This window comes from Ancylobacter sp. WKF20, from assembly GCF_029760895.1.
Classification (GTDB): Bacteria; Pseudomonadota; Alphaproteobacteria; order Rhizobiales; family Xanthobacteraceae; genus Ancylobacter.
Genome location: NZ_CP121679.1, coordinates 433,097 through 444,562 on the forward strand (window position 1 = coordinate 433,097; position 11,466 = coordinate 444,562).

Annotated in this window: 10 protein-coding genes; 4 read left to right on the plus strand and 6 right to left on the minus strand. The window is 63.4% G+C overall.

Annotated features, from left to right (window positions below; translation table 11 throughout):
* Window positions 1–83: 83 nt before the first annotated feature.
* The 4 genes from cyoD to cyoA are packed head-to-tail and all read right to left on the minus strand — an operon-like array spanning window position 84 to window position 4,318.
* A complete protein-coding gene (cyoD, locus tag AncyloWKF20_RS01985) occupies window positions 84–485 on the minus strand; it encodes a cytochrome o ubiquinol oxidase subunit IV (protein ID WP_279316298.1) in 402 nt (133 codons plus the stop codon).
* Window positions 482–1,105: a cytochrome o ubiquinol oxidase subunit III gene (gene cyoC / locus AncyloWKF20_RS01990; RefSeq protein ID WP_279316299.1), complete on the minus strand. Its 624-nt coding sequence runs from the start codon at window positions 1,103–1,105 to the stop codon at window positions 482–484. The genes cyoD and cyoC overlap by 4 nt, the downstream gene beginning before the upstream one ends.
* Window positions 1,105–3,114: a cytochrome o ubiquinol oxidase subunit I gene (gene cyoB, locus AncyloWKF20_RS01995; RefSeq protein ID WP_279316300.1), complete on the minus strand. Its 2,010-nt coding sequence runs from the start codon at window positions 3,112–3,114 to the stop codon at window positions 1,105–1,107. The genes cyoC and cyoB overlap by 1 nt, the downstream gene beginning before the upstream one ends.
* Before the next feature lie 7 nt (window positions 3,115–3,121).
* Window positions 3,122–4,318, minus strand: a complete 1,197-nt coding sequence (gene cyoA / locus AncyloWKF20_RS02000; protein ID WP_279316301.1) for a ubiquinol oxidase subunit II — start codon at window positions 4,316–4,318, stop codon at window positions 3,122–3,124.
* A gap of 198 nt (window positions 4,319–4,516) precedes the next feature.
* Here cyoA and AncyloWKF20_RS02005 point away from each other — a divergent pair, with 198 nt between their 5' ends.
* From AncyloWKF20_RS02005 to AncyloWKF20_RS02020, 4 genes are all read left to right on the plus strand, one after another.
* Window positions 4,517–5,836: an MFS transporter gene (locus AncyloWKF20_RS02005; protein ID WP_279316302.1), complete on the plus strand. Its 1,320-nt coding sequence runs from the start codon at window positions 4,517–4,519 to the stop codon at window positions 5,834–5,836.
* A gap of 174 nt (window positions 5,837–6,010) precedes the next feature.
* Window positions 6,011–7,303: a Ppx/GppA phosphatase family protein gene (locus AncyloWKF20_RS02010; RefSeq protein ID WP_279316303.1), complete on the plus strand. Its 1,293-nt coding sequence runs from the start codon at window positions 6,011–6,013 to the stop codon at window positions 7,301–7,303.
* Between the two features lie 2 nt (window positions 7,304–7,305).
* Window positions 7,306–8,001, plus strand: coding sequence for an RlmE family RNA methyltransferase (locus AncyloWKF20_RS02015; protein ID WP_279316304.1), 696 nt, complete (start codon window positions 7,306–7,308; stop codon window positions 7,999–8,001).
* A 131-nt stretch (window positions 8,002–8,132) separates the two neighbouring features.
* The gene (locus AncyloWKF20_RS02020) at window positions 8,133–9,728 is read left to right on the plus strand and encodes an ATP-binding protein (RefSeq protein WP_279316305.1); all 1,596 of its coding nucleotides are present in this window, start codon (window positions 8,133–8,135) and stop codon (window positions 9,726–9,728) included.
* Window positions 9,729–9,764: 36 nt separating this feature from the next.
* On the opposite strand, the gene AncyloWKF20_RS02025 is transcribed toward AncyloWKF20_RS02020, so the two are convergent.
* Window positions 9,765–10,493 (minus strand): alpha/beta hydrolase-fold protein, encoded by a 729-nt coding sequence (locus AncyloWKF20_RS02025; protein ID WP_279316306.1) that lies wholly within the window; start codon window positions 10,491–10,493, stop codon window positions 9,765–9,767.
* A complete protein-coding gene (locus AncyloWKF20_RS02030; RefSeq protein WP_279316307.1) occupies window positions 10,490–11,455 on the minus strand; it encodes an acetylxylan esterase in 966 nt (321 codons plus the stop codon). The genes AncyloWKF20_RS02025 and AncyloWKF20_RS02030 overlap by 4 nt, the downstream gene beginning before the upstream one ends.
* Window positions 11,456–11,466 lie beyond the last annotated feature (11 nt).

Genomic DNA, 11,466 nt, shown 5'->3' on the forward strand with positions numbered 1-11,466 from the left:
AAGGCGGGAGCGGTGAGGCGCCAGCGGCGCCCCATCCCTATCCGGGTCGTCCTCGGGCGCCCCGTGGGGCACCCGAGACGCGCTCACGGCATCTTCCTCATGTCGTGCATGCCCGGCATCATGTTGGTGTTGAGGTGGTACATCACCCACACCGAGCCGGAGAGCATGATCACCACCACGATCAGGGTGAACAGCAGCGAGAGCATGCTCCAGCCGCCCTCGATGCGGAAGTCCATGTGCAGGAAGTAGATCATGTGGACCACGATCTGCACCACCGCGAAGCCCATGATGACGAAGCCGGTCAGCGCCGCGCTGCCGAGCACGCCGCTCATCACCAGCCAGAACGGGATGGCGGTGAGGATGACCGACAGCACGAAGCCGGTGACATAGCTGCGCAGGGAGCCGTGGCTGCCCTCGGCGTGGTCATCGTGACCGTGGCCGTGCGCGTCGCCGTGATGAGCGGGGGAGGGGGTCGTCGCGCTCATCGCAGAACTCCCATGAGATAGACGAAGGTGAAGACGCCGATCCAGATGACGTCCAGGAAGTGCCAGAACATCGACAGGCACATCAGCCGGCGCTTATTGGCCGGGATCAGGCCGTGCTTGGTGACCTGCACCATCAGCGTGATCAGCCAGAGGCTGCCAAAGGTGACGTGCAGGCCGTGCGTGCCGACCAGGATGAAGAAGGCCGACAGGAAGGCGCTGCGCTGGGGCGTGGCGCCCTCTTCGATCAGGTGATGGAACTCGTAGAGCTCGATGCCGAGGAAGGCGAAGCCGAAGGCCAGCGTCACCAGCAGCCAGAGCAGCGTCGCCTGCACCCGGTTCTTCTCCATCGTCAGCATGGCGAAGCCATAGGTGATGGAGGAGAACAGCAGCATCGCGGTGTTGAGCGCGACGAGGTTGAGGTCGAACAGGTCGCGCGGGCCGGGGCCCGCCGCGTAATTGCCGCCGAGCACCGCGAAGACCGCGAACAGCACGGCGAAGATGAGACAGTCGCTCATCAGATAGATCCAGAAGCCCAGCGCGGTGCTGTGGCCTTCCGGGTGCGGGTGCTCGTCGACCTCGTAGAAGACGGGCGTGTCGGTCGTGGTGGTTGCCGTGCTCATCACTTCGCCTGCGCGCCGAGCAGCCGGGTGCGCTCGTCCTCGGTACGGGTGACCTCGTCAGCGGGAATGTCGAAGTCGCGGTTGTAGTTGAAGGTGTGGTGGATGGCGGTGCCGATCAGCGCCACGAAGGCCAGCGCGGCGAGCCACCAGATGTACCAGATCAGCGCGAAACCGAGCACGTAGCTGATGGCGGCGAGGATCGGGCCGGTGCCCGTGTAGCGGGGCATGTGGATCGGCTTGAAGCCGGTCAGCGGACGCACATAGCCGCGCTGCTTCATGTCCCACCACGCGTCGAGGTCATGCACCACGGGGGTGAAGGCGAAATTGTAGGCCGGCGGGGGCGAGGAGGTCGCCCATTCCAGCGTGCGCGCGTTCCACGGGTCGCCGGTGGTGTCGCGCAGTTCCTCGCGCTTCCAGATCGAGACGGCGATCTGCAGCAGGAAGGAGCCGATACCGCAGGCGATGAGGAAGGCGCCGAAGGCCGCGATGATGAACCAGATGTGCAGCGACGGGTCGTCGAAGACGCGCAGGCGGCGGGTCACGCCCATCAGGCCGAGCACGTAGAGCGGCATGAAGGCGAAGAAGAAGCCCACCACCCAGAACCAGAACGACACCTTGCCCCAGAACGGCGCCAGCCGGAAGCCGAACGCCTTGGGCCACCAGAAGGCGATGCCGGCGAACAGGCCGAACAGCACGCCGCCAATGATGACGTTGTGGAAATGCGCGATCAGGAACAGCGAGTTGTGCAGCACGAAGTCGGCCGGCGGCACCGCCAGCAGCACGCCCGTCATGCCGCCGATCACGAAGATCAGCATGAAGGCGATGGTGTACATCATCGGCAGTTCGAAGCGGATGCGGCCGCGATACATCGTGAACAGCCAGTTGAACATCTTCGCGCCCGTTGGGATCGAGATGATCATCGTGGTGATGCCGAAGAAGGAGTTCACGCTGGCGCCCGAGCCCATCGTGAAGAAGTGGTGCAGCCACACCAGGTAGGACAGGATGGTGATGACGATGGTGGCGTAGACCATCGAGGTGTAGCCGAACAGGCGCTTGCCGGAAAAGGCCGAGGTGACTTCCGAGAAGATGCCGAAGGCCGGCAGGATCAGGATGTAGACCTCCGGGTGGCCCCAGATCCAGATCAGGTTCACGTACATCATCGGGTTGCCGCCGAGATCGGACGTGAAGAAGTTGGTGCCGATATAGCGGTCAGCCGAGAGCAGCGCGAGAACGGCGGTCAGCACCGGGAAGGTGGCGACGATCAGCACGTTGGTGCACAGCGAGGTCCAGGTGAAGATCGGCATCTTCATCATGGTCATGCCGGGGCAGCGCATCTTCACGATGGTGCAGATGAGGTTGATGCCCGACAAGGTTGTGCCGACACCCGCGATCTGCAGCGCCCAGATGTAATAGTCGACGCCGACATAGGGGCTGTAGCCGATGCCCGAGAGCGGGGGATAGGCCAGCCAGCCGGTCTGCGCGAACTCGCCGACGAACAGCGAGGTCATCACCAGCACGGCGCCCGACACCGTCATCCAGAACGAGAAATTGTTCAGGAAGGGGAAGGACACGTCACGCGCGCCGATCTGCAGCGGCACGACATAGTTCATGAAGCCCGTGACCATCGGCATGGCCACGAAGAAGATCATGATCACGCCATGGGCGGTGAACACCTGGTCGTAATGGTGGGCGGGCAGGTAGCCCTCCGAGCCACCGAAGGCCCAGGCCTGCTGGATGCGCATCATGATGGCGTCGGCGAAGCCGCGCAGCAGCATGATGATGCCCAGCACCATGTACATGATGCCGATCTTCTTGTGGTCCACGCTGGTGAACCACTCCTTCCAGAGATAGCCCCACAGCCGGAAATAGGTCAGCGCGCCCAGCACCGCGAGGCCGCCAATGGCCACCACGATGAAGGTCACGACCAGAATCGGCTCGTGATAGGGGATCGCCTGAAGGTTCAGGCGCCCCAGGAGGAAATTGGGCTCGATAAGCGGGGACTGGGTCATGGGCCGGTCAGGAGTTGGAGAGTCGGCGCGGACCGCGGACAAGCGCGTTCGGCGAGAGATCCGCCGGGCTCTCGCCCGAGGACAGCGACGGAAGGGGCAGGCCGACGCCCGTGACGGGGCGCGGATCCTTCAGCGGGGTGCGCGCGGGCACGGCGGTGAGCGGCAGCAGCGCGGCGAGTTCCTCCGGCGTGCACACGCCCACCACATAGGTCGGGGCGCCGCCGAACACGGTGCCGCCACGGCTCGCCTTGGCGGTGACGACGGTGCGCGGCACGACGTTGTTCACGCTGGCAAGGCCAAGGCCGCCGCGCGCGTCGAGCGCCATCATCTCGCTCTGGCACATCTTGCCGGGGTCGACGCACATATTGAGGATGGCGTCGTAGAGATCGGCGTCGACCGTGCCGAAATAGGTGACGGGCACCGCCTCGCTCGGCTTCTCGATGTCGAGATAGGCTTGGCGGTTGAGCGCGCCGGTGCTGGCCTTCGCCTTGGCGACCCAGCTCTCGAAGGCCGCCTCGTCGGTCGCCTCGAAGCCGAAATGCATCTTGGAGAAGCCGGCGCCGCTGTAGTTGGCGGAGAAGCCGCGCGAGGTGACGGGGCTGTTGGCGACGGCGTGAAGCTGCGTCTGCATGCCCGGCATGGCGTAGATCATGCCCGCCAGCGTCGGCACGTAGAAGGCGTTCATCACCGCCGAGGAGGTGATCTTGAAATGGATCGGGCGATCAACCGGCACGGCCAGTTCGTTGATCGTGGCGATGCCCTGCTCGGGGTAGATGAACAGCCACTTCCAGTCGAGCGCGACGACCTGCACTTCCAGCGGCTTGGTCTCGGCCGGCACCACGGTGTCGGCGGCGATCCGGTCCAGCGGGCGGTAGGGGTCGAGCAGATGCGTGCCCATCCAGGTGAGCGCGCCCAGGCAGATGATGATGAGCAGCGGCGCCGACCAGATCACCAGCTCCATCTGCGTGGAGTGGCTCCATTCAGGCTCATAGGTCGCCTTGGTATTCGAGGCCCGGTACTTCCAGGCAAAGAACACCGTCAGCGCCATCACCGGAATAATGATGAGCAGCATCAACAGCGTGGAGACCACCAGTAGATCACGCTGCTGCGCAGCGATATCGCCGGTGGGCGCCAGTACGACGAAATTGCAGCCGGCCAATGAGGCGGCCAGCGGCACCAGTGCTATGAGACGAAGCCAACGCAACGGAATGTAAACCTATGAAGTGGCCATTTGCGGCCCAATAGCTGCATCGCAGCAATTCCAATATCAAGCATAATGTGCAATGTCGAAGTGTCGCATCCCGGCTTTTCGGGAAGGATGATAACGGTGCCGTGCGATGGCGAAAGGCCGGACGTGGTGCCAGAGTATAAGTTAAATCTATTCAAGTTTCGGTGAAGAACTATGACGAGTCCGACCACCACGGTTGAGCAGGATGCCCGGCAGATCAATGCCCATGACGGTGAGGTCCGCCCCGGCGAGATCGCCGTTGGCGTCGTTATCGGCCGCGCGTCCGAGTTCTTCGACTTCTTCGTTTACGCCATCGCGTCTGTCGTGGTGTTTCCGAAGCTGGTCTTCCCCTTCGTCGATGCGCTCACCGGGACGATCTATTCCTTCGCGATCTTCGCGCTTGCGTTCATCGCGCGCCCGTTCGGCACCGCGCTGTTCATGACCATTGACCGCCGGCACGGCCGCGGCGCCAAGCTGGCGCTGGCGCTGTTCCTGCTGGGCACCTCGACGGTGCTGATCGCCTTCCTGCCGTCCTATGACACGATCGGCAGCTCGGTGATCTGGCTGCTGGCGGTGCTGCGCATCGGCCAGGGCCTCGCCTGGGGCGGCACCTGGGACGGCCTCGCGCCGCTCCTCGCGATGCGCGCGCCGGAAGGGCGCACCGGCTGGTACGCCATGCTGCCGCAGCTTGGCGCGCCGATCGGCCTCATCATCGCCAGCGCGCTGTTCGCCTTCTTCCTCGGCAATCTCTCAGCCGCCGACTTCTTCGAGTGGGGCTGGCGCTACCCGTTCTTCGTCGCCTTCGCGATCAACGTCGTCGCGCTGTTCGCCCGCCTGCGCATGGCGGTGACGCCGGAATATGTGAAGCTGTTCGAGAGCGGCGACCTTGAGCCGCAGAAGATCACCGAGACCATCCGCCTGGAAGGGCGCGGCATCCTCATCGGTGCCTTCGCTCCGCTGGCGACCTTCGCGCTGTTCCACATGGTCACCGTGTTCCCGCTCTCCTGGGTGTTCCTGTTCACCTCGGAAGCGCCGACGCGCTTCCTGCTGATCGAGGCGGTGGCGGCGTTCTTCGGCCTCGCGGCGGTGTTCGCCTCGGGCATGATCGCCGACAAGGTGGGCCGGCGCACGCTGCTCGGCGGCTCGGCGGTGGCGATCGCGGTGTTCTCGGGCTTTGCGCCGCAGCTGCTCGCCGGCGGCGTGGTGGGCGAGTCGCTCTACATGATCCTCGCCTTCATCCTGCTCGGCGTGTCCTTCGGCCAGTCCTCGGGCGTCGTCGCCTCGAACTTCCAGCGCAAGTACCGCTACACCGCCTCAGCGCTGACCAACGATCTCGCCTGGCTGTTCGGCGCGGGCTTCGCCCCGCTGGCGGCGCTGGTGATCTCCAGCCATCTCGGGCTGATCGCCTCGGGCGCCTATCTGCTCTCCGGTGCGATCTGCACCCTGCTGGCGCTGCGCTTCAACCGCTCGCTGTCCATGGCCGCCGCGGGCTGATCCGGCCCCGCCGGCTCAGCGATCTGACCCTCCCGGAGCGTTCCCCGGCGCCGGGCGGGCAGGAAGCCGTTTGCGCAAGCGCGGCCGAATGCTACATTTCACCTAACATGTGAACAGATGGCCGCTGCGCCGCCCCTGCGGCGCGCGGCCGACGGCTTCGGCCGGGGAATCAAAATGGTCGACGAGACCCAGACGCAGGCCGGCCTCGCGCCGGCCGAGAGGTCGTCGCGCACCGATCCGCCATGCCCTGAGACCGGGCGCGGCGAGGCCGGGCGTGCGCGGCAGAACCTTGCCCCGGAAACGGGGCTCCGCCGCGACGATCCCCGCCCGCGCGACGCGCATCGCGGCCGGGATGATCGTGGCCGCGACGAGGCACGCCCGCGCGGCGAGGGCGGCGGCCCGCCGCGCCCGCATGGTGGCCCCCACAGCCCGCATCACAGCTCCCACCACCGGCCGGGCGAAGGTCCGCGCGGGCGCTTTTCCGATTCCTGCTACGCCGCGCTCGATCTCGGCACCAACAACTGCCGCCTGCTGATCGCCCGGCCGACCGCCTCGGGCTTCCGCGTGGTCGATGCCTTCTCGCGCATCGTCCGGCTCGGCGAGGGGCTGATCGGCTCCGGCCGGCTCAGCGAGGCGGCGATGAGCCGCGCGGTGGACGCGCTCGCCGTCTGCGCCTCCAAGATCAACGCCCGCCGCATCGCCGGCGCCCGGCTGATCGCGACGGAAGCCTGCCGCTCGGCGGCCAATGGCGCCGAGTTCATCGCCCGCGTCGCCCGCGAGACCGGGCTGGATCTGGAGATCGTCGACCGCGAGACCGAGGCGCGCCTTGCCGCCGCCGGCTGCACGCCGCTGGTCGACACCCATGCCGATGGCGCCGTGCTGTTCGACATTGGCGGCGGCTCGACGGAAGTGGTCTGGCTCGACCGGCTGGAGACCTGCGACGGTGGCCCGCCCGCCGCCATCATCCGCGCCTGGGTGTCGGTGCCGCTCGGCGTCGTCACCGTGGCCGAGCGCCATGGCGGGGTGAAGGTCACGCCTGATGATTTCGAGGCCATGGTGCAGGAGTTCCGCCCCCATCTCGACGGCTTCGTCGCCGCCGTCGGCCCGCATAATTGCGGAAGGCTGCATTTGCTCGGCACCTCCGGCACGGTGACCACCATCGCCGGCGTGCATCTCGACCTGCCGCGCTATGACCGCTCGCAGGTCGACGGCACCTGGCTCGGCGCCGAACAGGTGCGCGTTGTGGTGGACCGGCTGCTCGCCATGCCCTTCGCCGAGCGGGCGGCCAACCCGTGCATCGGCGTGGAGCGGGCCGACCTCGTTCTCGCCGGCTGCGCCATTCTCGAAGCGGTGCGCCGCGCCTTCCCCTGTGATCGCCTGCGCGTGGCCGACCGTGGCCTGCGCGAGGGCATTCTCGTCGAACTGATGCGTGCCGACGGCGTCTGGCGCGACAGCCCCGGAGCATAGACGTGATCGACAAGCCGACACCGGGCAAGGGGGGCGAGGCGCGCCCGCTGAAAGTGCGCCTCAAGAAGGCGCGCAAGCTCTCCTCCTCCTCGCAGAAATGGCTGCAGCGCCAGCTCAACGACCCCTATGTCGCCCGCGCCAAGCGCGAGGGCTGGCGCTCGCGCGCCGCCTTCAAGCTGATCGAGATCGACGACAAGGTAAAAATCCTCCGGCCGGGCATGCGGGTGGTGGACCTTGGCGCCGCACCGGGCGGCTGGAGCCAGGTGGCGGCCAAGCGCATCGGGCTGGAGAACGGGCGCGGGCGCATCATTGCCATCGACCTTCTGGAGATCGACCCCATTGCCGGCGTCGACTTCGCCCAGATGGACTTCCTGAAAGACGACGCGCCCGAGGCGCTGAAGGCCATGCTCGGCGGCCCGGCTGATCTCGTCATGTCCGACATGGCGGCCAACACCACCGGCCACCGCCCGACCGATCATCTGCGCATTGTCGGCCTCGTCGAACTCGCCATCGACTTCGCCCGCCAGGTGCTCGCCCCCGACGGCGCCTTCATCGCCAAGGTGTTTCAGGGTGGCACCGAAGGCACGCTGCTCACAGAGCTTAAACGCGACTTCACCCAGGTCCGCCACGTCAAACCCCAAGCCAGCCGCGCGGATTCCGCGGAGCTTTATGTGGTGGCGACGGGGTTTAGGGGGTGAGGGGGCCGGTATGAGGACCGACGTTTGATTTTACACACTGGATGCCGCTTGGCCTCACGCTGCCTGACGGCTTCCGTGAGGATCAACATGCCGCTATAATCCGGTCATCCAGCGCAACTTGTTGAAAACAATTGTCAAAATATCCTAAGTCGATAGCAGGTTCTCACGATCTCTCGGCTGACGGGCAGCTAGAGTTCGATTTCAACGCGCCGCTGCCAACGTTACCGCAGCTTTGGACGCCCGATGATATCTTCGCCTCGTGCGACCAAGCGATCATCGAGCGGTTCAAAGAGGACAGTCGCGTCGAGCGGAAGCGAGCGCAGGTGTCCCAGAGTGATCTTGCAGATTACCTATCGATGTGGGGCAACACGCAACCGCACGGCGGTATTGTGTTCATAGGTGTCGAGAATAATGGCTTGATTTCTGGCTGCGCTGCAATCGACATCAAGCACATGAATGAGCTTGAAAAAATCCACCGTTTATGTGCGGATGCGCGGCATGAGTTCAAGAAGGTGCCTGTCCTAAACGCCAAAGGGCAGAAAGACTACGTATTGGTTCTCCGTGTTTATTATCGCGCAGATAAACTCGTAGAGATGGCTGACGGAAATGCTTACATTAGAGAGGGTGATGAGAAGCGTCGCCTTACAGAAACCGAGAAGCGGGAGATTCGATTAAATAAAGGTGAAATTGATGTTGAGTCGGAAAGGGTCAATCTCCGATTCCCTGATGAATTTGATTTAACGCTATTAGACTATTATCGTACAAAATATATTGCAAAACGGCAATTGTCGCAGAGATATACTATAGAGAATATATTATCTTTGAGCAAATTTGGTAGGGTAGGCGCTGACGGGTTTCAGCCTAATCTCGCGTGTGCCCTTCTTTTTGCAAAAGATTCCAGGGCCATTGTGCCGGGCGCTTATATTCGCGTGTTGCGCTACGATGGCACCGAAGAAGGGTTTGGTAGAGGCCTTAATTCAGTCGCTGATAGAATATTTGATGGGCCATTACCTGTTCAGATTCATGAGGCTGAAAGATTTATCGAAACACAAATACGGAATTTTACGAGACTTGGTCTCGATGGGCGATTTGTAACCAGTCCCGAGTATCCAAGGGATGTGTGGCTTGAGGCGTTAGTCAACGCTGTTGTTCATCGTTCTTATAACCTAAGACATATGAATATTTTTGTGAAAATGTTTGAGGATAAAATTGTAATTGAATCTCCAGGCTCTTTCATGCCTCCGACTACCGCTGATACTGTTTTCGAAGCGCATAATCCCCGTAATCCCAATCTAATGTGGGGTATGTATTACTTCGAATATGTACAATGCGCCTTTGAGGGGACTCGGCGTATGCGGGAGGGTATGCGCGGGGCGCATCTGCCGGATCCTATATTTGTTCAGAAGACAGGTAGCGCATATCGAGTGACGGTGACTCTAGAGAACGACGTGCAGCATAGAAAGCAATTTGTTCGCTCGGAGGCTGCAGCAGGTATAGATCCTGATGTATTTTCATCTTTAACTGAAAATGAAAAGATGATCGTAAATTATCTTGCTGAGCAAGGTAACGTCAATGTTACAGATGCGGGTCTTGTTATTGCAAAAGATTGGCGAGAAACAAAAATTATACTGGATAATTTAGAGAAAAAGAATATAATCGCTCGTACAGACGGTAAGGTTCGTAGTCGTCATAGATTTTATTATCTTAAGAAAATAAATATTGGTTAGTAGTATATTTGTCCTCCAATCAAAATTGGCACCCCCTCACACATAAAGCGGCGCCATCTGTCGCCAGGCGCCGGCGCGGTGGGCGCGGCCGGTCCAGATGTGCAGGCGGTGATCGACGCCCTTCTCCGCCAAGAGCCGGCTGAGGCGCAGATTATTGTCGAGGAAGGGGTCGGCGTCGCCGATGGTCATGACGATGTCGAGCCGGCGCAGGCTCTCCAGCCGCCATGGGCAGGCGAGGTTCGGCAGGAAATGCAGCGGCGTGTGGAAATAGATGGTGTCGTCGTAATAGCCGTCGAACAGGTCGGAAAAACATTCCACGGACTGGGTGAGGTCGTAGCGGCCTGAGAAGGCCACCAGCTTGCGCAGGCGGTGCGGGTGGCGGAAGGCGAGGCTCGCGGCCTGAAAGGCGCCGAGGCTGCACCCCATGGCGATGGTGCAGTCGGACGGGTTGAGCCCGTCCATCAGCGGCATCACCTCGTGCAGCACATAGTCTTCCAGCGCCGCGTGGCGGGCGATGCGCGCGGCCGGAGGGCGCGTCGTGTCATAGAAGCTCTCGCGCGCCAGCCCCTCGATGCAGAAGAGCTGGAGATGGCCGGCCCGCACCTTGTCGGCGAGGCTGGCGACGATGCGCAGATCCTCATATTCGAAGAACCGGCCCTCGCGGGTCGGGAACATCAGCACCTTCGCCCCCGCATGGCCGAAGATCAGCAATTCCATGTCGCGGCCGAGCCGCTCACTGTACCAGCGCCGGTAATCCCGCTTCATGTCGTGTCGAAAAACCGTCCCAGCTTGCCCTTGAGCAGCGCCTGTTGCGCGCCCATGCCGGGATAATCGACATGCCCCGCATCCAGAATGACGGTCTCATGGCGGTTCGATGTCGCGGCGGCATTGGCGAGCGAGAACTGGCAGGGCGGCGCCACCGCCGGATCGAAGCGCGCCACGGCGGTGATCAGCGGGATGGTGATGCGCGTCGCCGCGCTGGCGGAATCGAATAGAGCGAGCGTCTCCACCACCGAACCGTGCCGGGCCTGATAGGCCTGCACCGCGGCGGCGCTGCCAATGCTCGGCAAGGAGAGCCAGAGCGGCATGTTGCCAAAGGTCGGCACGCTCAGATGCGCGCGGGCGATCCGCGTCTCCAGGGCCAGCGCCAGCGCGCCAAGCCCGCCCGAGAAGCTGGTGCCGCTATAGCCGATATGGCCGGCCAGCGCGGGGTAGAGCGCAAGCAGGGCGGAGACGGCGAGCCAGATATCCTCCACGCAGCCGCCGAGAATGTAGCGCTCGGGCTTGTCGATATGATCGAGCACATGGAAGGCGGGATCGTCGGAGATCGGCGGGCGCCGGCTGCGCGAGAGGCCGCGCAGGCAGGGAAACAGCACCGCCGCCTCGCGCAGCGGCAGGTCGAGATCCGGCCCGGCGCGCCCGCCATAGCCATGGCCGACAATGATCCCGCGCTTCACCGGCGCGTGCTTCGGCAGCAGCAGCCAGCCGCCGATGGGAAAGTCGTCGGTCGAGGTGTAGGCGAGGTCATGCACCGTCCAATAGGCATGGCGCAGCGGGTTGCGGGTGAGGCGCGGGGCGGGGTCGCGCCGAAGGGCCCGCTCATAGCGCGGCTGCCAGAAGGCATCGAAGCCCGGCGCCAGCGGCGGCGGGCGCAGCGCGGCGAGGTCGCGCAGGCTAAAACCCTGCGTCGGGTCGAACGGGTAGGGGTGGGCGGTCGGCATCGGCATGGTCAGGCAGA

Excerpts from the sequence above, each read along its gene's own strand:
- cyoD (WP_279316298.1), bottom strand. The coding sequence starts at position 485 with ATGAGCGCGACGACCCCCTCCCCCGCTCATCACGGCGACGCGCACGGC.
- cyoC (WP_279316299.1), bottom strand. The coding sequence starts at position 1,105 with ATGAGCACGGCAACCACCACGACCGACACGCCCGTCTTCTACGAGGTC.
- cyoB (WP_279316300.1), bottom strand. The coding sequence starts at position 3,114 with ATGACCCAGTCCCCGCTTATCGAGCCCAATTTCCTCCTGGGGCGCCTG.
- AncyloWKF20_RS02005 (WP_279316302.1), top strand. The coding sequence starts at position 4,517 with ATGACGAGTCCGACCACCACGGTTGAGCAGGATGCCCGGCAGATCAAT.
- AncyloWKF20_RS02010 (WP_279316303.1), top strand. The coding sequence starts at position 6,011 with ATGGTCGACGAGACCCAGACGCAGGCCGGCCTCGCGCCGGCCGAGAGG.
- AncyloWKF20_RS02025 (WP_279316306.1), bottom strand. The coding sequence starts at position 10,493 with ATGAAGCGGGATTACCGGCGCTGGTACAGTGAGCGGCTCGGCCGCGAC.
- AncyloWKF20_RS02030 (WP_279316307.1), bottom strand. The coding sequence starts at position 11,455 with ATGCCGATGCCGACCGCCCACCCCTACCCGTTCGACCCGACGCAGGGT.